The organism is Enterobacter cloacae complex sp. 2024EL-00711 (genome assembly GCF_047529885.1).
In the GTDB taxonomy this organism is placed as follows: Bacteria; Pseudomonadota; Gammaproteobacteria; order Enterobacterales; family Enterobacteriaceae; genus Enterobacter; species Enterobacter ludwigii.
Map to the genome: position 1 here is coordinate 177,135 of NZ_JBLIZC010000006.1, position 20,387 is coordinate 197,521.

General features: G+C 57.1%; 19 protein-coding genes, 1 pseudogene and 1 other annotated feature. Of the genes and pseudogenes, 5 read left to right on the forward strand and 15 right to left on the reverse strand.

The window, feature by feature from the left end; all coding sequences use genetic code 11:
- Nucleotides 1-52: 52 nt before the first annotated feature.
- Nucleotides 53-1,237, forward strand: coding sequence for a multidrug efflux MFS transporter EmrD (emrD, locus tag ACMVME_RS17845; protein WP_020882737.1), 1,185 nt, complete (start codon nucleotides 53-55; stop codon nucleotides 1,235-1,237).
- Here the strand turns inward: emrD and ACMVME_RS17850 are convergent.
- Entirely contained in the window at nucleotides 1,140-2,228 is a 1,089-nt protein-coding gene (locus tag ACMVME_RS17850; RefSeq protein ID WP_068795362.1) for a cellulase family glycosylhydrolase, read from the reverse strand. The genes emrD and ACMVME_RS17850 overlap by 98 nt on opposite strands.
- A gap of 85 nt (nucleotides 2,229-2,313) precedes the next feature.
- Nucleotides 2,314-3,240 (reverse strand): DNA-binding transcriptional regulator DsdC, encoded by a 927-nt coding sequence (gene dsdC, locus ACMVME_RS17855; protein ID WP_025206531.1) that lies wholly within the window; start codon nucleotides 3,238-3,240, stop codon nucleotides 2,314-2,316.
- Nucleotides 3,241-3,444: 204 nt separating this feature from the next.
- Between dsdC and dsdX the strand changes: the two genes are divergently transcribed.
- Both dsdX and dsdA read left to right on the forward strand, forming a co-directional pair.
- Complete coding sequence (gene dsdX, locus ACMVME_RS17860; RefSeq protein ID WP_068795363.1) at nucleotides 3,445-4,782, forward strand: D-serine transporter DsdX; 1,338 nt, start codon at nucleotides 3,445-3,447, stop codon at nucleotides 4,780-4,782.
- 17 nt (nucleotides 4,783-4,799) lie between these two features.
- Nucleotides 4,800-6,092, forward strand: a complete 1,293-nt coding sequence (dsdA, locus tag ACMVME_RS17865) for a D-serine ammonia-lyase (RefSeq protein WP_032680040.1) — start codon at nucleotides 4,800-4,802, stop codon at nucleotides 6,090-6,092.
- Here dsdA and ACMVME_RS17870 read toward each other — a convergent pair.
- The 4 genes from ACMVME_RS17870 to ACMVME_RS17885 form a co-directional block, all read right to left on the reverse strand.
- Complete coding sequence (locus ACMVME_RS17870) at nucleotides 6,076-6,423, reverse strand: DUF202 domain-containing protein (protein ID WP_014167977.1); 348 nt, start codon at nucleotides 6,421-6,423, stop codon at nucleotides 6,076-6,078. The two genes, dsdA and ACMVME_RS17870, sit on opposite strands and share 17 nt — an antisense overlap.
- Nucleotides 6,413-6,760 (reverse strand): YidH family protein, encoded by a 348-nt coding sequence (locus tag ACMVME_RS17875; RefSeq protein ID WP_020882741.1) that lies wholly within the window; start codon nucleotides 6,758-6,760, stop codon nucleotides 6,413-6,415. The genes ACMVME_RS17870 and ACMVME_RS17875 overlap by 11 nt, the downstream gene beginning before the upstream one ends.
- A 91-nt stretch (nucleotides 6,761-6,851) precedes the next feature.
- Nucleotides 6,852-8,174, reverse strand: coding sequence for a 6-phospho-alpha-glucosidase (locus ACMVME_RS17880; RefSeq protein WP_068795364.1), 1,323 nt, complete (start codon nucleotides 8,172-8,174; stop codon nucleotides 6,852-6,854).
- Complete coding sequence (locus ACMVME_RS17885) at nucleotides 8,171-9,793, reverse strand: alpha-glucoside-specific PTS transporter subunit IIBC (protein WP_020882743.1); 1,623 nt, start codon at nucleotides 9,791-9,793, stop codon at nucleotides 8,171-8,173. The genes ACMVME_RS17880 and ACMVME_RS17885 overlap by 4 nt, the downstream gene beginning before the upstream one ends.
- A 223-nt stretch (nucleotides 9,794-10,016) precedes the next feature.
- Here ACMVME_RS17885 and ACMVME_RS17890 point away from each other — a divergent pair, with 223 nt between their 5' ends.
- The gene (locus tag ACMVME_RS17890; protein ID WP_014167973.1) at nucleotides 10,017-10,763 is read left to right on the forward strand and encodes a GntR family transcriptional regulator; all 747 of its coding nucleotides are present in this window, start codon (nucleotides 10,017-10,019) and stop codon (nucleotides 10,761-10,763) included.
- Here the strand turns inward: ACMVME_RS17890 and ACMVME_RS17895 are convergent.
- The 3 genes from ACMVME_RS17895 to ibpA form a co-directional block, all read right to left on the reverse strand.
- Nucleotides 10,731-12,392, reverse strand: coding sequence for a putative transporter (locus ACMVME_RS17895; protein ID WP_020882744.1), 1,662 nt, complete (start codon nucleotides 12,390-12,392; stop codon nucleotides 10,731-10,733). The genes ACMVME_RS17890 and ACMVME_RS17895 overlap by 33 nt on opposite strands.
- Nucleotides 12,393-12,544: 152 nt before the next feature.
- Nucleotides 12,545-12,973, reverse strand: coding sequence for a small heat shock chaperone IbpB (gene ibpB / locus ACMVME_RS17900; protein ID WP_025202652.1), 429 nt, complete (start codon nucleotides 12,971-12,973; stop codon nucleotides 12,545-12,547).
- A gap of 136 nt (nucleotides 12,974-13,109) precedes the next feature.
- Nucleotides 13,110-13,520 carry a small heat shock chaperone IbpA gene (gene ibpA, locus ACMVME_RS17905; RefSeq protein WP_008500162.1) on the reverse strand — a complete coding sequence of 137 codons (411 nt, stop codon included), beginning with the start codon at nucleotides 13,518-13,520 and terminating at the stop codon, nucleotides 13,110-13,112.
- Nucleotides 13,514-13,586, reverse strand: a sequence feature (ROSE (Repression Of Heat Shock gene Expression) occurs in the 5'-region of heat shock genes and acts as an RNA thermometer to modulate expression.). (Overlaps the previous gene by 7 nt.)
- 248 nt (nucleotides 13,587-13,834) lie before the next feature.
- Here ibpA and ACMVME_RS17910 point away from each other — a divergent pair.
- Nucleotides 13,835-14,152, forward strand: a complete 318-nt coding sequence (locus ACMVME_RS17910; RefSeq protein ID WP_025202651.1) for a YceK/YidQ family lipoprotein — start codon at nucleotides 13,835-13,837, stop codon at nucleotides 14,150-14,152.
- Between the two features lie 10 nt (nucleotides 14,153-14,162).
- Here ACMVME_RS17910 and ACMVME_RS17915 read toward each other — a convergent pair whose 3' ends face one another.
- The 6 genes and pseudogenes from ACMVME_RS17915 to dgoR form a co-directional block, all read right to left on the reverse strand.
- Nucleotides 14,163-15,392: a DUF3748 domain-containing protein gene (locus tag ACMVME_RS17915; protein WP_068795376.1), complete on the reverse strand. Its 1,230-nt coding sequence runs from the start codon at nucleotides 15,390-15,392 to the stop codon at nucleotides 14,163-14,165.
- A 54-nt stretch (nucleotides 15,393-15,446) separates the two neighbouring features.
- A pseudogene (locus tag ACMVME_RS17920) lies at nucleotides 15,447-16,781 on the reverse strand (MFS transporter); the annotation flags it as partial.
- Nucleotides 16,782-16,853: 72 nt separating this feature from the next.
- Nucleotides 16,854-18,002 carry a galactonate dehydratase gene (dgoD, locus tag ACMVME_RS17925; RefSeq protein WP_014167964.1) on the reverse strand — a complete coding sequence of 383 codons (1,149 nt, stop codon included), beginning with the start codon at nucleotides 18,000-18,002 and terminating at the stop codon, nucleotides 16,854-16,856.
- Nucleotides 17,999-18,616: a 2-dehydro-3-deoxy-6-phosphogalactonate aldolase gene (locus tag ACMVME_RS17930; RefSeq protein WP_068795365.1), complete on the reverse strand. Its 618-nt coding sequence runs from the start codon at nucleotides 18,614-18,616 to the stop codon at nucleotides 17,999-18,001. The genes dgoD and ACMVME_RS17930 overlap by 4 nt, the downstream gene beginning before the upstream one ends.
- On the reverse strand, nucleotides 18,600-19,478 hold the full coding sequence (locus ACMVME_RS17935) for a 2-dehydro-3-deoxygalactonokinase (RefSeq protein ID WP_014167962.1): 879 nt from the start codon (nucleotides 19,476-19,478) through the stop codon (nucleotides 18,600-18,602). The genes ACMVME_RS17930 and ACMVME_RS17935 overlap by 17 nt, the downstream gene beginning before the upstream one ends.
- A complete protein-coding gene (gene dgoR, locus ACMVME_RS17940) occupies nucleotides 19,475-20,164 on the reverse strand; it encodes a D-galactonate utilization transcriptional regulator DgoR (protein ID WP_020882750.1) in 690 nt (229 codons plus the stop codon). The genes ACMVME_RS17935 and dgoR overlap by 4 nt, the downstream gene beginning before the upstream one ends.
- Nucleotides 20,165-20,387 lie beyond the last annotated feature (223 nt).

The following is a 20,387-nucleotide window of genomic DNA, read 5'->3' on the forward strand; positions in this document are numbered from 1 at the left end:
TGCGTAGTCACTTATTCTTTATTTCTCTCTTTTGGCAAAAGTATTCAGCGACATGAAAAAACACAGGAACGTTAACTTATTGTTGATGCTGGTGTTACTGGTGGCCGTCGGTCAGATGGCGCAAACCATCTACATTCCAGCGATCGCCGATATGGCAAAGGAACTTAACGTCCGCGAGGGCGCAGTACAGAGCGTAATGGCAGCTTATCTGCTGACCTATGGCGTTTCGCAGCTGTTCTATGGACCGCTGTCTGACCGCGTCGGGCGTCGCCCGGTGATTCTGGTTGGTATGTCCATTTTCATGGTGGCGACGGTGATTGCCATTACCACCCATAACCTGACCATATTGATTGCCGCCAGCGCCCTGCAGGGTGTCGGCACCGGCGTCGGAGGGGTGATGGCGCGAACCCTGCCACGCGATCTCTATCAGGGCACCCAGCTCCGCCATGCCAACAGTTTGTTAAATATGGGGATTCTGGTGAGCCCTCTGCTGGCGCCGCTGATTGGTGGCCTCCTCGATACGATGTGGTCCTGGCGTGCCTGCTACGCTTTCCTGCTGGTGCTGTGCGTAATTGTGACCTTCAGCATGGCGCGGTGGATGCCGGAAACCCGGCCAACGGACGCGCCACGCACCCGCCTTATCACCAGCTATAAAACGCTGTTCGGCAACGGCGCGTTTACCTGTTATCTGCTGATGCTGGTTGGTGGCCTGGCGGGTATTGCCGTGTTTGAAGCCTGCTCCGGCGTGCTGCTGGGTGCCGGGCTTGGCCTGAGCAGCATGGTGGTCAGTATCCTGTTTATTCTGCCTATCCCGGCCGCGTTCTTTGGTGCCTGGTTTGCCGGCCGACAGAACAAGCGTTTCTCAACGCTGATGTGGCAGTCGGTGATCAGCTGCCTGCTGGCAGGTCTGATGATGTGGATCCCGGGGCTGTTTGGTGTGATGACCGTCTGGACGCTGCTGATCCCGGCGGCGCTGTTCTTCTTCGGCGCGGGGATGCTGTTCCCGCTCGCCACCAGCGGCGCAATGGAGCCGTTCCCGTTCCTCGCAGGCACGGCGGGCGCACTGGTGGGGGGACTGCAGAACATCGGTTCCGGCGCGCTGGCCTGGCTCTCGGCGATGATGCCGCAAACTGGCCAGGCTAGTCTGGGTTTGCTGATGACGCTGATGGGCCTGCTGATTTTACTGTGCTGGCTGCCGCTGGCGTCGCGTGTTCCCCATCACGAGCAGCCGGTTTAACCGCATGATGGCCTGGCTTCTCGCCGGGCTTTTCACAAACAGGCGCGATCATGGCCTGCAGCAGCGGCTCTGGCGCAGGACGCCAGGCGCCCTCTTCCCCGTCGTAAAACTGAATATCCGCGTTGATAGCGTAGGGAATGTTGGCCTTTTGCAGTTCGCAGGCCATAAACGAGGCAAACGCCATTTGCGATGCGGTTGGGGTGAAGTGAGTTGATTCACCCACGCCCCAGCCGCCCACCCAGCTGACGTGACCGGTTTTTTGCTGCCAGTGCAGCGCGGTCGCAATACGATTATGGATAGCCGCTTTCTCCGCCACCGTCCCGGACGTCCACGGATATTTACCGTTACTCTTTAGCGGACCCCACGGGAAAATGTGCCACTCCGCCAGCAGATAATTTTGGCTGTGCGCCGGGAGTTTCAGGCTGGAGAGGTCCTCTGGCGCAGCCCGCAGACGTGGCGCGATGAAGATCATGCGATTAGCATCAATTGCATGAATGTCTTTGACGGTTTTCTCGTAAACCCGGTTAAGCGACGCGGCGTTATGGTTGAGCTTGTCCGCCGGTTCATAAATCAGGTCAAAACCCAGCAGGGGATAGCTTTGGCCGAAGTAGTGCGCCACGGCAATCCACCAGTTAATCACCTCTTTTTCCGTCTCGGCTTTCGGGTCGTTTTTATATTCATCGGCCTGATAAGCGATAATCGGGATCACCCCGTATTGCTCGCAGGCTTCCACCAGCTTACGCAGATGAATCAGCCGCGCTTCCGTCGGTTCATCGGCCACGCGGATACGCACATGGCTGATACCCTTCGCACGAAAATCGCGAACCACCAGCGGATCGAACTCCCGAATGCCGCGCTCGGTGCGCGCCCAGTCTACGTCCATCCCCACGCCCAGCTTTTGCGCATAAAGCACAGCCGTCAGCGGTGGCTCAGCGGCAATCACCCAGCCGGAAGAGAACAGTAACGCAGTGGCAATCAAAGGCTTTAACACGGTGTACCTTGCGAGAAATCAAAAGCATTACCTGTATTTAGCACGCTTTTTCACATTTGGTGTAGCGCCAAAGCGTAATAATTCTTCAGCCAGCCAGTTCTCTCAGCCAGCTAATAAAGGCATCTATTTTCGGCCACTGTCGTCCTGGCAGGGTCGACATGTAGTAATGCTGATGGCATTTAAGCGTTTTCTCCCCAAACGGTGCAATCAACTCACCGCGTTCGAGCCGCTTTTGTACCAGCCGTTTTCGCCCCATCGCGACCCCGACATGGTTCATTGCCGCGACAATCGCTAAATCAGAACGATCGAAGCCAATGCCCGATGATGATGGCATGTTCACTGCAAAATGTGCCGCCCAGCTGAGCCATTCGTCGGTACCGGAATCGTTGCTCCAGGCCTGGCGATCGTGCAGGAGCGTACAGTGGCTGAGGTGGGCGGGGTTTTTCAGCAGGTCATGTTCCCGGGCATACGCCGGCGAGCAGACGGGTAAAATCGCCTCGTCCATCAGGAAGTGATGCGTCAAATTGGCTGGCGGCGTATCGTCGAAATAGAGCGCCAGATCGATACCGGTTCGCTGCATATTGACGTTTTCATTGCCGGTCAGGATGGTCAGCGAGATCGCGGGATAACGCCGGGTGAAATCTCCGAGCATAGGCACCAGCCAGCACTGGGCAATCGACGGGCGAGAGTAAACCGTCAACGTGCCGGACAGCGCCTGGTTCTTGATATCCAGGATCTCCTGGTTCAACGTATCCAGCGACGATTTCAGCGTCCAGTAGACGCGTTTCCCCTCCTGCGTCAGCTCCACTTTACGGTGGGAGCGGACAAACAGCGCTATCCCTAACTCCTCTTCCAGCAGGTTGATACGGTGACTCACCGCACTGGGGCTGAGCGACAGCTCCTCCGCCGCCAGCGCGAAGGACTCGTGGCGGGCGGCCACTTCAAACGTATACATTTTTGACAGCTGCCAGCCGTTTAACAGCCGGTTTCGGCCTTCATTTGCGTCATTCATCGCACTTCTCACACGGACTTTTGCTGCTCAGAATACCGCTCAAAGTTGAATTTATGTGAACCAAATACGCATTAAGTGCGCTTTTTTGAGTCCAGTCACGTGTTTGATCCAATCTGGCTCATCTGAAAGGCAATTTATATCGTTTGTCAGCACCCGCTGATTTTTCGTCCAATACCCGCAAATAACATAAGGGTGAGGTGAGATATGGGTGCTCAGGTCTGGGTTGTGGCGACGCTGCTCATCAGCATCGCGTTAATCGTATTAACTATCGTAAAACTGAAGTTTCACCCGTTCCTGGCGTTGCTGCTGGCGAGCTTTTTTGTCGGTGCCATGATGGGAATGCGCCCGCTGGACATGGTAAATGCCATTGAAAGCGGTATTGGCGGCACGCTCGGCTTCCTGGCGGCGGTGATCGGGCTTGGCACCATCCTCGGCAAGATGATGGAAGTGTCCGGTGCGGCAGAACGCATTGGGATAGCGCTTCAGCGTTGCCGCTGGCTGTCAGCCGATGTCATCATGGTACTGGTGGGGCTTATCTGCGGCATTACGCTGTTTGTTGAAGTCGGCGTCGTCCTGCTGATCCCGCTGGCCTTCTCCATCGCCAAAAAGACCCATACCTCGCTGCTGAAGCTGGCCATTCCCCTCTGTACCGCGCTGATGGCGGTGCACTGCGTGGTTCCGCCGCACCCGGCGGCCCTGTTTGTCACGAATAAGCTGGGGGCGGACGTGGGGACGGTTATCGTCTACGGTCTGATGGTTGGCCTGCTGGCCTCGCTGGTTGGCGGCCCGCTGTTCCTGAAATTGCCGGGCGATCGCCTGCCCTTCAAAGCCGTCCCGGCTGAATTTTCTGACCTCAATGTTCGTGAAGAACATACGCTGCCCTCGCTGGGAGCCACGCTGTTTACCGTGCTGCTGCCCATCGGCCTGATGCTGGTGAAGACCCTCGCCGAGCTGAATATGGCAAGAGAAGGCACGCTGTATACGCTGCTGGAATTTATCGGTAACCCGATCACCGCCATGTTCATCGCCGTGTTCGTCGCCTATTACCTGCTGGGGCTGCGCCAGCATATGGGGATGGGTACGATGCTGACCCATACCGAGCATGGCTTTGGCGCCATCGCCAACATTCTGTTGATAATCGGCGCGGGCGGCGCGTTTAACGCCATCCTCAAAACCAGCGGCCTGGCCGATACCCTGGCGCACATTCTGTCGAACCTGAATATGCACCCGATCCTGCTCGCGTGGCTGGTGGCGCTGGTTCTGCACGCGGCGGTGGGGTCGGCCACGGTGGCGATGATGGGCGCAACCGCCATCGTCGCCCCCATGCTGCCGCTCTATCCTAACGTCAGTCCGGAGATCATCACCATTGCCATCGGTTCCGGTGCCATTGGCTGCACGATCGTGACCGATTCCCTCTTCTGGCTGGTGAAGCAGTACTGCGGTGCCAGCCTGAACGAGACCCTGAAGTACTATACGACGGCGACGTTTATCGCCTCGGTACTTGCACTTGGCAGCACATTCCTGCTTTCTTTCATTATCTGAGCGCGAAGAGACGTACTATGGAAAACGCAACTATCAGCACCTTAACCGCACAGTTCCCTCTGATTGAGGATCTGATTGCCCTGAAAGAGACCACCTGGCTAAACCCACGCACCACCTCGCTTGCTGAAGGGTTGCCGTATGTCGGGCTGAGCAAAGCCGATGTGGACGACGCGCATGCACGCCTTAACCGCTTTGCGCCGTATCTGGCAAAAGCGTTCCCCGAAACGGCGGCCACGCAGGGGATTATCGAGTCCGAACTGGTGGCTATCCCGGCGATGCAGAAAAGGCTGGAGAACGAATCGGGGGTGGCCATTCCCGGCACGCTGCTGCTGAAAAAAGACAGTCATCTGCCTATCTCTGGCTCCATCAAAGCGCGCGGGGGCATCTATGAAGTGCTGACTCACGCCGAGAAACTGGCGCTGGAAGCAGGGTTGCTGAGCGTCGAAGACGATTACAGCATCCTGCTGGAACCGCGTTTTAAAGCGTTCTTCAGCCAGTACAGTATCGCGGTGGGATCCACCGGCAACCTTGGGATGTCCATTGGCATCATGAGCGCACGCATCGGCTTTCAGGTTACGGTGCACATGTCTGCCGATGCCCGTGAGTGGAAAAAAGCCAAACTGCGTAGTCACGGTGTGATCGTCGTGGAATATGAGCAGGATTACGGCGTGGCGGTGGAGCAAGGACGTAAGGCCGCGGAGAGCGATCCGAACTGTTTCTTTATCGACGATGAGAACTCCCGCACGCTGTTCCTCGGCTATGCGGTGGCGGGCGAGCGGCTAAAAGCGCAGTTTGCCGCGCAGGGCCGCGTGGTGGATGCGGAACATCCGCTGTACGTCTATTTGCCCTGTGGCGTCGGTGGCGGTCCTGGCGGCGTGGCGTTTGGCCTGAAGCTGGCCTTTGGCGACAACGTACACTGTTTCTTCGCCGAGCCGACGCACTCCCCGTGCATGCTGCTGGGGGTCTACACCGGGCTGCATGATGCCATCGCCGTGCAGGATCTGGGTATCGACAACGTGACGGCCGCCGACGGGCTGGCGGTTGGACGCGCGTCTGGCTTTGTGGGCCGGGCGATGGAGCGCCTGCTTGACGGGTTCTATACTCTTTCCGATCAAAGCATGTACGACATGCTCGGCTGGCTGGCGCAGGAAGAAGGCATTCGCCTTGAGCCGTCGGCGCTGGCGGGCATGGCCGGGCCGCTGCGTGTTCCTGTCGCTTCCGCGAACGCGACCCATCTGGTCTGGGCAACCGGCGGCGGAATGGTGCCGGAAGACGAGATGGCGAAGTACCTGGCTAAAGGGAAAAAATAAACTGCAGATGGGTGACCGCAAACAGCAGTGACAACGACAGTACCGCGAGGGCGATCAGGAACTTATCGCGCACCGCCTTCGGCTGTACAAAATCGTCCTGCGTCACATCCATTACGTTGCGACTGCGGGTATAGCGCCACAAAACGATCGCCACAAGCGCCAGCACGACCAGTGAGATCCAGAATGGCACGCCTGTGCGATGCCAGTTGTGCTTGATGGCGAGGGCAATCAGCGCGCCATACCCCAGTAACGTACGCAGCCAGGCCAGCGACGTCCGCTCCGGCTGCAGGCCGGGGTCGGCTTCGCGTCGCGCTTTGCGGTTATCCACCATACAACACCAGCACCATCACCACGCCCGCTACCGCCAGCAAAATCATGCTGATGATGAGTAACCCACGCGTATAGGGGAGATCCTGCTTGAGCCGCATCGCCTTTTCGTTACGCAGCCAGCGCAGGTAGCCGTAAATGGCCAGCACGCCGGCAAACAGGCACAGCAGCAACGCCAGCACTTCGCGGATCAGCGGCGTGGCAAAATCAGGCGCGAGCTGGTCAAGCCCCACACCCGCGGCGAGAAAGCCCAACGCGGTGCGGATCCATGCGAGGAACGTACGCTCATTAGCCAGCGAGAAGCGGTAGTCAGGGGCTTCACCGAGGCGGGAAATTTTCATGAAGATTCCTTGTCTGCTACAGGCAGGTTCCAGCATAGCGTAAATCGACAAGGACAAGGAGACCGGCATCGGGCGATGCCGGTCAGGACGATTAATGCAGCGCTGGCCAGTACGCTTTGTTGGCCTCGATCAGGTCATCCAGAATCGCTTTCGCAACGGAGGCGCTCGGCACCGTTTTCGACAGCGTAATCGCCTGCCACAATTTCTGGTACGAGCGCTGCTCCCAGGCATCCACTACCAGTTTTTCCACCGCTACCTGTTGGCTCATCAACCCTTTCTGGAAGTGTGGAATATCGCCCACCGTTAACGGCTCCGGCCCGTTATGACCAACCAGGCACGGAATTTCTACCATCGCGTCGGCATCAAAGTTATGAATGGCACCGTTGTTGGGCACAATCAGCAGCATGCGCTCCTGAGTGTTGAAGGCAATCGCAGTCGCCAGATCGACGATGTACGACGCATGTTCGTCGATTTCCAGCTCCCCGGCGGACGATACACCGGCTTCGATAATCGCCCGGCAGGCGCTGAACACATGCTTCTCACGGTGATCCATCACCTCGTTAGCGCGCGTGCGTTCCGGATTGGAGTGCGCGACCACGTAGTCCGGGAACAAGTAATATTTCAGATAGGTGTTTGGCATGGTGTCTGGATCCAGCGCCTGCACATCTTTTGCCTTCGCGAACGTGTCGTTCCAGCTGGCTTCGGTATGGGCATTGTCAGAGGGCGGCACATAGCCGTTTTTCGCGACATATTCGCGCAGTTTCGGCATTAAATCATTGCCGTTTGAATCTTCAATGGATGTCCACCATCCGAAGTGGTTCAGCCCGTAGTAACGCACGCGCATCTCTTTACGGTCTTTAAGGCCGACTATCTGCGCCATACGCCCTTCTATGCCGATGGGCATATCGCAGATGTTGAGGATTTTGGCGTTGGGTCGCAGGCGACGGGTCGCTTCAGCCACGATGGCCGCCGGGTTCGAGTAGTTCAGCATCCACGCATTCGGGGAGTATTGTGTCATGTAATCGACCAGCTCCAGCACGCCGCCAATAGAGCGCATGCCGTAGGCGATCCCGCCGGGTCCGCAGGTCTCCTGACCCAGCACACCGTGACGCAGGGGGATTTTCTCGTCTTTTTCACGCATCGGGTATTTCCCCACGCGGATATGTGCCATCACAAAATCGACGTCGGTAAAGGCCGCTTCAGGATCGGTGGTGTAGCTAAACTCAATCTCCGGAGCCTGCTCTTTAAGGATGATCTTGCACGCCTCGGCGATGGTCTCCTGACGTGCGCCGTCGTTGTCATAGAATTTCAGCGCGCGCAGCGGAAAACGGTCGCGGTTGGCTAACAGCATCAGGACGATACCCGGCGTGAAGGTACTGCCGCCGCCTGCAATGACAACTGAGAATTTTTTCATGATATAGCCTCTGTCAGGGTAGTTTGTTCGTTTGTTGAAGGGGTTTTCATCAGCGATTCAAGCTGGTCTCGCACCTGAGGGACGTGCAGTCCAACAATCACCTGAATGCCGTTGCCGCGTCGCACCACACCGTGTGCGCCCAGGGCCTTAAAGACGTCGTCGCTTTGGGTTTGCGCCATGTCGACCAGCGCGATACGTAAGCGGGTGGCGCAGTTATTAATGCTTTCGATATTGGCCGCGCCGCCCAGCGCCTGCAGGAATCCGGCGGCTTGCCCAACCTGCTGGCTGGCGGCAGCCGGTGCGGTGGTTTGCCCGCGCGCCGCTTTATAATCCGCCTTGCTGTAAAGTTTGACTTCGCTCTCTTCACGGCCCGGGGTTTTAAGGTTCAACCGTTCAATCAGCGTTTTGAAGACCACGAAATAGAGGCCGGTGAAGCAAAGACCGATACCCATCTGGGTGAATACCGTCGAGGCGTGGTTGTGGAACATGGGGATCCAGTTTTGCGGCAGGAACTGGTCCAGCAGTCCGCCGCCCATGTTGCCCACGACGCCGAAGATGTACATCACCGTCGCCATCGTGGCGGCCAGAACGGCGTGGACGGCAAACAGCAGCGGCGAAATGAACAGGAAGGTGAATTCCAGCGGCTCGGTAATGCCCACCAGCACGGCGGTCAGCGTGGCCGGGATCAGCAGGCCTGCCACTTTGACGCGGTTTTCCGGTGACGCGGTGTACCAGAGCGCCAGCGCAATCCCGACAGAGCCAAACACTTTGGCGTTGCCATGAAGCGCAAAACCGCCTTCCGGGAACAGGGTTTTCAGCGGCAGCGTGCTTTGGCTAAATTCCTGAAGATGCTGCGCCCAATAAACCTGGATGCCCCCCTCGACCGCTGCCGGGCCAAAGATAAACGGACCGTAGACAAAGTGGTGTAATCCGGTAGGGATCAGAATGCGTTCCAGGAAGGTATAAACCCACACCCCCAGCGCACCGGCAGAGCGTAAAAAGGCCTGCAGGGACTCAATGCCCAGCTGCACTTTCGGCCAGCCCATCAGCGTCAGCCAGGCGCAGGGGATCATCACAAAGAACGCGAGGATAACGACAAACGAGGTGCCCTGAAAAATCCCCAGGAAAACAGGCAGCTGCTTGTCGAAATAGCGGTTGTGGATAGCGGTGACAATCCCCGAAATCACAATCGCCCCAATGATGCTGGTATCGAGCGTTTTGATACCGGCAATCATGGCCAGTCCGCTGCCGGCAGTGGGCTCAGCGGCGAAGTCGACGCCAAAGAAATGACCCCATGTCATCCCCATCGCATTGATAAAGTAGTTCCAGGTCAGAAAACTGATCAGCACCGCCAGACAGGCGCGGCCCTGCGCCTGCTTCGCCAGACCAATCGGTAAACCCACGGCAAAAATCAGCGGCATATTGCGAAACACCGCCCAGCCGCCCTCTTCAATGATGTGAACAATTTGCGCGAACAGATTATCGGGGGCGGTTAAGGCCTCGCCCACAAACAGCGGGTTGCGAAGCATGATGGCGATTCCGACCACGATCCCGGCAAAGGGAAATAACAACACCGGGGTAAACATGGCGCCGCCAAATCGTTGTATTTGACTGAGCATTTTTAAATCCTCACGTAACAACCTGTAGGGGGTAGAGGCCTTTATGATTTTTTGCTGGGCCTGAAGTGAGCATAAGAATTTACCCATGGGCGAACATGACGTGCCGCTGCGATTCGTGATCGCATTCATGGTTTTATTTTGACCAGTCAGGTCTACTTTTCGTTGTTAATATGGACATGTCAGGATGCAAGCCACACGTTAATACGGGCAGAGAGGTCTACTGGTGATCTACAAATCTATCGCTGACAGGTTGCGGCTGCGGCTGAATTCGTCGGACTACAATATCGGGAGTCCGCTGCCGGGTGAGAAAGCGCTGGCGCAGGAGTTTGGCGTGGCGCGGATGACCATTCGAAAGGCGCTGGATCTGCTGGTGAACTGGGGGCTGGTTGAACGCCGACACGGTAGCGGGACATTCGTGGCGCGTAAAGATGTCCACCACGAAACCACCAATCTGACCGGGCTGGTGGAGGTGCTGCGCCAGCAGGGAAAAGAGGTGCAGAGCAAGGTGCTACAGTTCGAAGTGATGCCCGCCCCGCCCGCTATCGCCAGCCAGCTCCGCATTCAGGTGGATGAGCGCATCTACTTCTCGCGCCGGGTGCGTTATGTCGACGGAAAACCCCTGATGCTGGAGGACAGCTTTATGCCCGTGAAGCTGTTCCGCACGCTTTCACTGGCACATCTGGAGGGGTCGAAGTTTGATTACATCGAGAAGGAGTGCGGGATAACCATCAGCGGCAACTACGAGAGCCTGACGCCGGTGCTGGCAGATAAACAACTCGCCGGTTACCTGAACCTGCCGGAACAGACGCCGCTGCTGCGGATAACGTCTCTTTCCTACAGCGACAGCGGCGAATTTCTCAATTATTCCGTGATGTTCCGTAATACCCGTGATTACCAGGTGGACTACCATCTGCGGCGCATCCACCCGGACGATCTGCTAACTCATCCCCCAGAACAGCACCGCCAGTAGCTGCGGGGTAATAATGCGCAGGAACATCACCAGCGGGTAGACCGTGGCGTATGACAGCGCCGCCGCGCCGCTGGTGGCGTGCAGGTTGTTGGCAAAGGCCAGTGCGGGTGGGTCAGTCATTGATCCGGCGAGCATGCCGCAAAGCGTCAGATAGTTCATTTTGGCGAACATCCGCGCCAGGATCCCCATCGTCAGGAGCGGAATCGCCGTGATAAATATCCCGTAACCGACCCAGCTCATCCCCTCGCCCTTCACCAGGGTATCGATAAAATCGCCCCCGGATTTCAGGCCGACCACCGCCAGAAACAGCACAATCCCCAGCTCGCGCAGCGCCAGGTTGGCGCTCGGCGGCATAAACCAGTAGAGCTTACCGATACAGCCGATACGCCCGAGGATCAGCGCCATAATCAGCGGTCCCCCCGCCAGGCCCAGCTTGAGCGCGACCGGAAAACCCGGGACATACAGCGGAATGGAGCCAAGCAGCACCCCCAGCCCGATACCGATAAAGACCGGCAACATCTGCACCTGCTGCAGTTTTTGCTGGGCGTTACCCACCATGTCCGCTACCGCATCAATGGATGACGGGCGTCCGACCAGGTTCAGGATATCGCCGAACTGCAGGCTGGCTTCCGGGCTGGCGACCAGTTCCACCCCAGCACGGTTAAGACGGGAGATCACGACGTCATAGCGCTCTTTAACCTGCAAATCGCGTATTTTCTTGCCAAGCACGTGCTCGTTGGTCACCACGACGCGCTCTACGCGCATATCGGTGCCGCGCGTGGAGAGCGAGGTCTCCACCTCCTGACCAATCACCAGCCGCGCGTTGTTTAAATCCCCGGGCTGTCCGACCAGGTGCAGCAGGTCACCCTGCTGAATAATGGTCCCGGGCGCAGGTACCATCAGCATATCGTCACGTTTAAGGCGTGAGCAGATAATATTGGCGCTGTTCAGGATCGGCACATCCTGAATCGCCATATTGTTAAGGTTGGGGTTATCGACGCGAATGTTGATGGTTTTGATCGGCATATGACCGTTGGTGAGCGTGGTTTCGTGGTCTTTCGCCTCGTTTTCGACGTTAATGCGAAAGAGTACCCGCACCAGCCACATGGAGAGCAAAATGCCGCAAATCCCAAACGGATAGGCCATGGCGTAGCTCATCCCCATCTGGTCGACAATACCGGGAGAGATGCCAAGATCGCGCAGAATTTGCTGACCCGCACCCAGTGCAGGCGTATTGGTGACCGCCCCGGAGAAAATACCCAGCACCACCGGCAGCGGAATATCGAAGAGCTTATGCAGAATGGCGGTGACCAGCCCTCCCATCACCACAATGCCGAAGGCAAACAGGTTCAGCCGTAATCCGGAGACCCGAAGGGAAGCGAAAAAGCCAGGCCCCACCTGAATACCGATGGTGTAGACGAAGAGGATCAGACCGAATTCCTGGATAAAATGGAGCATTTCGGCGCTGAGCACCAGCCCAAGCTGGTCGGCAAAATGGCCGACAAAAATCCCGCCGAACAGCACCCCGCCTATCCCAAATCCGACGCCGCGGATTTTAACATTGCCAATCCACAGACCCACCACTGCGACCAGGGCCAACACGCTAACGGTTAACGCGATATCACTCATGATCCACTTCCTGTGCATAACCTTAGTTATGCTAAGGATTCTCTCAGAGCCGCACGCGGTTGTATGGGCGATGGCGCACAAAAAAGCCCTGCCGGGGCAGGGCGTTATCTTTTCATCCTCTCCCTGTGGGAGAGGCAACAACCCGCAGAGGGTTAACTGTTCAGCGCAGGACGCTCGCTAATGGCGATACGCTGCGGTGCAATGGCTTCCGGCACGTTGCGGGTCAGGTCGATATGCAGCAGCCCGTTGGTAAATGTCGCGCCGGACACTTCCATATGGTCAGCCAGAGTAAAGCTCAGGCTAAACGGCTGATTAACCAGGCCCTGGTGCAGCCATTTGGTCTCGGTTTCTTGTTTTTCCGGCGTACCTTTCACGGTCAGGCGCGTGCCTTCGAGCTGAATATCCAGATCGTCCTGGCGGAACCCGGCCAGCGCAAGGGTGATGCGATAGTGGTTGTCATCGCTTTTTTCGATGTTGTACGGCGGAAACGTCTGTTGCTCGGTGGTGCTTTGCAGGGCATTAGCCAGTTTGTCAAAACCAATCCACTGACGCAGCAGGGGGGATAAATCGTAGTTACGCATACTAAATCTCCTTCCGAGAAGCGAGTTCGGCACAGTTTATTTTTGTGCGCAGTTGTTCCTGCAAATCCTCATGGATTCACATATGCTCCCATTACGGCAAGCAATTCTGGGTGGGCCGCTCGCGCGACCCGCATAATCAGTTGATCTCGATACGGCGCGGTTTTTTCTCTTCCGGAATCACACGTTCCAGTTCGATAAACAGCAGGCCGTTGACCAGGTTCGCGCCTTTCACGTGAATGTTCTCGGCTAACTGGAACTTGCGTTCAAAGTTGCGCTCGGCGATACCCTGATAAAGGTAGGTGCGTTCTTTCTGCTCGGCCGTATGTGAACCTTTCACCACCAGCAGGTTGTCTTGCGCGGTGATCTCCAGTTCGTTCTCTGCAAAACCGGCGACGGCAATGGCGATGCGGTAGTGGTTTTCATCAACCAGTTCAACATTGTATGGAGGGTAGCCGTTGCTCTGGCTTTGGTTATTTTCTAAATGGTTAAACAGGCGGTCAAAACCAATTGCAGAACGGTATAGCGGGGAAAGATCGAAGTTACGCATAAATAAAAGCTCCTGAAATCAGCGAGAAATTGTAGCCTTCCACCATGGACAGGCCAGTGTGCCCCTGAACACCCCGCAGGCGTGTTCGTTATCGGGTTACATTCTTAAAATGGGTCTGGAACCGGTCTTTTCAAGCGCAGCGGGCGCACTTTTTTTTGCACTTTCGTGCATCTCGCTTAGACTGGGACAACAGCACAAAGGGTTAAATTGCGATGGCTGCCACAGTGCGGGGTTATCGGGCTATCCATTTTGAACGAGGCTCGCTATAACCCTGAGTTGCAGGTTTATGCAGTGCCATTAACGATGACTGAGTGATGATGAAAAATGTTCTGATAAAGCTGACGACGTTCAGCGGGGTTGTTTTACTTTGCGGGTGTTCGAGCGTGATGTCTCACACCGGCGGTAAAGAAGGAACATATCCGGGGACGCGTGCCAGCGCTGAGATGATCTCCGATGACGATACCAACTGGGGCACAAAATCCCTGGTCATCCTGGATATGCCGTTTACGGCTGTGGCCGATACGCTTTTGCTGCCGTGGGATATGTTCCGTAAGGACAGCTCCGTGCGCTCGCGGGTAGAGAAAAGCGAGCAGCAAAATCTGGCCACCAATTCCGTCATTCCACCCGCTTAACGCCAACGCGTTAACGCTGCCCGGTTTCCGTTAGCCAAAGCTGACGGAAACCTTCTGTCTCTTCCATCCATGCAATAAAACGCCCGTCCGGGGAAAACACGACCGCATCACCAGACGGTGGATTGCCGTGATCGGACGTCAAAAACGTCACCTCTCCGGTTTGCGCATCACAGCAGGCAATCCGCTCTTCCAGCACAAATCCAAGACGTTGACCGGCTGGGTGCCAGGTAAATGCCGACTGAATGTCACTTTCGTTATGCGTCAACTGGCGTGGTTCGCCGCCTTCTGGAGCGATAAGCCACAGCTGCACAATGCCCTTATCATCACGCATCAGAAACGCAATCTGCGTCCCCTGCGGGTTACAGCGCACCCAGTGACGCGGCACGTTTACCAGCCCCGGGAATGCCCGCTGGTGGGTAAAGGTCAGCCGGCGCTGCATGACACCCGCCGGGGGCGCAGGCAGCGTCTCAGGAGTCCCCTGCAGCGGCGCATCGCCCGCGCGTTTCCATCCCTGCTCGTCGTTGGGCAGATCCACAATAAACAGTTCTGGCACTTTCTCGCCTGTCGCAGACACGGTATCGCCGATAAACGCCAGCCTGTCATTGCCCACCCAGCCCTCTTCATAGGCTCGGTTGATCTCATCGCTGCCGGGCTGAGGCGCGGGCGTCGTGCGGCTCACCAGCACGCTCCAGAAGGTGCCGGAATATTCACGTGGATGCGTCCCCTGCGGCATCACCGGGCCAAAAGGTACTGCGACGCCGACGTTGCGTAAATCGAGCGTCGGGTCACGCTCATGCAATACATGGTCGTTGTAGGTAAAGCTCACGAACTGTCCGTCAGGGCTAAAAACGTGCACGTGGCTGCCGCCACGCAGCGCGCCTGCGGTATAAGGCGGCGTGATATCCATGGCATCCAGGTTACTCACCTGACCGTTGTGTACAACCACGCCCTGACGATGATGAAAATCGTAGTGCCAGTCTGCATCCGGATTTTCCGGGCCGTGGATAAAGACATATTTGTCCTGCTGCGGATGAACGGTCACCACGCCAACATGCGCGCCGTGACTGGCGCGATAGATCACCTCGACGTCACCCGTAATAACATTGACCCGCTCAATAGTTTCACCGGTAAACGATGCGCCGGACGGACGCACATCGTAGGCCAGCCACTGGCTGTCCGGCGTCCAGGTATTGATATTGGTAAGCTGGTGATGACGGGAGGCGAAGGTGATTTGTTTCATGGCGTTACCCTGATGCGCAGTTATCGCATCAGGGTAAAACATTGCGGGGAAATAGCCTACACGTTTGACGTCACCCACCAGCAGGATGTAGGAGAGCGCACCGAGCAAGGCCACTGCGGAGATATAGATCAGTGCCGGGCCAAAGCCATAGTCCTGAGCCAGATAACCGATGACCAGCGGAACCGTGATCCCCCCCAGTCCACCGACAAAGTTGAACACGCCCCCGGTCAGACCAATCAGGCGCATCGGGGCCAGCGAGGAGACCAGCGACCAGGTTATGGAGGCAAAACCGTTACCGAAGAACGCAATCGCCATCAGCGTCATAATCCAGACCGGATCGTTGGTGTAGTTTGCACCCATGATGCAGGTGGAGATCAGCAGCCCGCAGATAATAGGCGTTTTACGCGCGACACCCAGCGAGAACCTTTTTTTCACCAGCCTGTCCGCCAGCCAGCCGGAAAGCAGCACACCAAAGAAGGCCGCCAGGAACGGTACGGTGGTCATAAAGCCCGCCTTCAGCGCGGTGATGCCTTTTTCCTGGGTCAGATAGTTCGGGAACCAGGTCAGGAAGAACCACAGCGTGGAGGTCACCGCGAACTGCCCCAGATAAACCCCCACCAGCTTGCGGTGGAAAACCAGCTTCCAGTCGGCTTTGGTCAGCGGCTGACGCGCCTCTTTTTTCACCGGCGCATCGCCATCCACCAGACCGCCACCGTCGCGGATATAGTCCAGTTCAGCGTTGCTGATACTTTTGGTGAGACGCGGCGGTTGATAGACCTTGAACCAGATCAACGACCAGATAATGCCGATCCCTCCGGTCACAATAAAGACCCAGTGCCAGCTCAGCAGTTCCTGGATCCAGATCAGCAGCGGCGTCAGGAACGCCAGGCCGACAAACTGCCCGGAGGTGTAGAACCCAACGGCCGAGGCGCGTTCATGCTCCGGGAACCAGCTGGTCACCATGCGGTTATTGGTCGGAAACGCCGGGGCTTCGAAAATCCCGGTGATCGCACGCAGGCCAATCAGCGACATCAGCCCGGTGGCAAAGCCCTGGAACAGGGTCGCCACCGACCAGCCGAAGATGGCAATGAAATAGGTCAGGCGCGAGCCGACGCGGTCAAGGAACCAGCCGCCGGGGATCTGGCACAGCGTATACAGCCAGGCAAACGCCGAAAAGACGTAGCCCATTTCCGCTTTGCTGATTCCAAACTCCTCCTGAATATGGGCTGAAGCCACGGCAAGGTTGGCGCGGTCAACGTAACAGATGACCACAGTAATAAAGATCATGACCAGCGTCAGGTAGCGCCGACGCCCGGTTTTTGCAGCAGTAACAGGAATATCCATCGCAATCTGTCTCCAGATTTTGGGCATAGCGAAGCCGCTCACCATGCCCTGTAATTTACAGAGGGTGTGTTTGTTATTGTTGAAATTACTTTTTAGTGGCGATGTGCTTTGGCTGAATTACCACTCAGCGACAGAGCCATCTTCATGACGCCATAACGGGTTGCGCCAGTCAGGCGCGTTTTTACTCAGCTCAATGACTTTGGCTTCGTCGATATCCACGCCAAGGCCCGGCTTCGTTAACGGTTTAAAGAAACCGCCTTCCATGCTGAAATCATCTTTGTTTTTCACAAAGTCGAGCAGTTCCGCGCCCTTGTTATAGTGAATGCCCATGCTCTGTTCCTGGAACACCGCGTTACGCGAGACAAAGTCGACGTGCAGACAGGCTGCCAGTGCGATCGGCCCCAGCGGACAATGCGGTGCCAGCGCCACGTCGTAGGCTTCCGCCATCCCGGCGATTTTGTAGCATTCTGTGATGCCGCCGGCATGCGACAGATCCGGCTGCAATATCGCCAGGCCGCCAGCTTCCAGCACGCGTTTGAACTCGAAGCGCGAGAACATGCGCTCACCGGCGGCAATCGGGATATGCGTCTGTGCGGCCAGTTTCGGGTAGTACTCCGCCTGCTCGGCCAACACCGGCTCTTCGATAAACAGCGGACGGTACGGCTCCAGCTCTTTAATCAGCACTTTGGCCATCGGCGCGCTGACGCGACCGTGGAAGTCCAGGCCAAATTCAATCTCGTTGCCGAACGCTTCACGGATCTGCGCCACGGTATTTACCGCGCGGTCTACCGCCCGTGCGTTGTCGATAACGCCCATCTCTTCGCAGCCGTTCAGTTTAAAGGTGTCAAAACCAATATTGCGCAACTGCCTGATACCGTCGATTACCTCCGCGGGACGGTCGCCGCCCACCCAGCTGTACGCTTTGATTTTGTCGCGCACCAGGCCACCCATCAGCTGCCAGACCGGGGCATTCAGCACTTTGCCTTTGATATCCCATAACGCCTGGTCGATACCGGCGATGGCGCTCATCAGAACCGGTCCGCCCCGGTAGAAACCCGCGCGGTACATCACCTGCCACAGGTCGTTGATGCGGGCAGGATCTTGTCCTGTCAGGTACTCGCCCAGCTCATGCACCGCCGCTTCCACGGTACGCGCACGCCCTTCAATGACCGGTTCGCCCCAGCCGACCACGCCTTCATCGGTTTCGATTTTCAGGAACAGCCAACGCGGCGGTAAACGGTACGTGGTGAGTTTGGTTATTTTCATTTCACTGCCTCTCGATACGCTTTCACAAATGCGGCCGCCTGCTGTGCGGTACGTTCGACGGATTGCCCGGCGCGATAGAGATCGCTGCCCAGACCCGCTCCGACACAACCTGCTTTGATCCACTGCGCCAGGTTTTCTGGCGTCACGCCCCCCACGGCAAAGACCGGTACGCTGGCGGGCAATACCGCTTTCAGCGCGCTGATATAGGCCGGACCAAAAGCCGATGACGGGAAAATTTTGAGCGACTGCGCGCCCGCATCGAGAGCCGCGAACGCTTCTGTTGCCGTTGCGCATCCCGGGCAGACGGTCATGCCGTAGCCCACTGCGCGACGGATCACCTCAGGGTGAATATTCGGCGTCACAATCAGCCTGCAGCCCATCTGCGCAAGCTGGTCCACCTGCTCCGGTTGCAGAACGGTGCCAGCGCCAATCAACGCCTTATCACCAAACGCGTCCACGACCGCCGGGATGCTCTTTTCCCACTGTGGGGAATTAAGCGGTATTTCCACGGCGTCAAAACCGGCGTCGATCGCTGCGCCTACGTGCGCTAAAACCTCGTCGGGCGTGACGCCGCGCAGGATAGCGATGAGGGGAAGATTAGTTTGCCACTGCATGAGCGATGCTCCTTATTCCTGCCTGAAATGCCGTGTCGCCTTCTACCGCAGCCACGTCCCGCCCGATGGCATTGAACGCCTGGCGGTAGCGAGAGGTCAGCGATGAACCCGCGACGAGGGTGATGGTCTGTTGCCCGGCGAACTGCTCGCTCAGGCTGGCGACTTCCGCGCCAATCAACAGGCCCGATAAAAATTCGCTGACCTGCGTACGGGGAAGCGTGCCCAGTACATGCGAAGCGCGAACTTCAAAAAGTTGCGGCAAAACGGCAGGGCTGGCGATACCCCGCTCCAGCCCGGCGGCAAAGGCCTCGGGCGAAGCGTCCTGCTCCGGTAACCCCGCGCCCACCAGCGAGTGCGTCAGCAGCAAGTGGTGCAGCTCACCGGTCATCACGGTGCGAAAATCGTGGATGTGCTCAGCGTCGGCCTGCACCCATTTACAGTGCGTGCCGGGCATGACGTAGACAGAAGAAGGAGAGAGCGTGCGCGCGCCAAGGAGCTGGGTCTCTTCGCCGCGCATCACATTGTGGTTATCGTTCCGGGAAACGCACAATCCTGGAATAATCCAGATATTGTCACCAACGGACGTTAACTGCTCGCCAATGGCAGCGAACGCGGCAGGTACGGGCAGATAAGGCGCGACCTTCCAGCCCACGTTACTGCCCACCATGCCCGCCATGACCACCGGCGTGGCGCCCTCGCGCCAGTTGTGTGTCACCTCTGCTAACACCGCCTCGGGGGATTTACCGTTCAGGCGCGTCACGCCTGCTTCTGATTGCCTGCTTTCCAGGCACTGCTCGCCCTGATACAGCCAGGCGCGCAGATTGGTCGATCCCCAGTCAATAGCGATGTAGCGAGATGTCATGTGATTTCCTTCAACCTTCGTGTCGAGCTGGCGATCATCGTAAGTGCCGCCTGCTCTGCCGCGTCGCCGTCCTGATGCCGGATAGCATCGAACAGCGATTTATGTTCCTGGAGCGTTTTTGGCATGTTGGCCTCATCGCCCATCCAGGTTCGTTCAAATACCGCGCGCTGTAGCGAGCTGATGGCAACGCTAAGCTGCTGTAATACCGGGTTATGAACCGACTGCAGCACCGCTTCGTGATAGCGGATGTCCGCTTCGTTGAACGCATCCCGGTTCTGGTTATTGGCAATCATGTCGTTCAGGGCGGACTCAATCTGAGCCAGGTCTCCTGACGTTGCACGTTCCGCAGCCCAACGGGCGATGGCCGGCTCTACCAGGTTTCGTACCTCACTCATCGCGCCAATCAGCCTTGGGTCGTAGTCGTTTTCCAGCACCCACTGCAGGACATCGGTGTCGAGGTAGTTCCACTGATTACGCGGGGCGACAAAGGCGCCGCGGTAGCGCTTCATTTCAATCAGCCGCTTTGCCATGAGCGAGCGAAACACTTCCCGAATGATGTTGCGCGAGGTTTCAAACTCCTCACACAGCTCTGCCTCAGCAGGCAGCGGTGAACCGGGAACGTACTTTCCACCCACGATCTGGGTGCCCAGCGTGATGACGATGCGATCGGTTTTATTGAGAGTCATGGAGAGTCCTTATGCTCTGTATGTTCAGGACTACTTTACCTCGACCGCTGAATTTCGCCTCACTTTTGCAGTACAAACGTGACGCCTTTCGTCATTACCGTGGCTGTAATGTAGTACAATCAATTAATGTTGTACTACAATACAGATCACAAAAAGAACAATTCGATAAATTCAGCGCAAAAAAAGCCCCGGTTGATAACCGAGGCTGATGAGCGTGAAACGC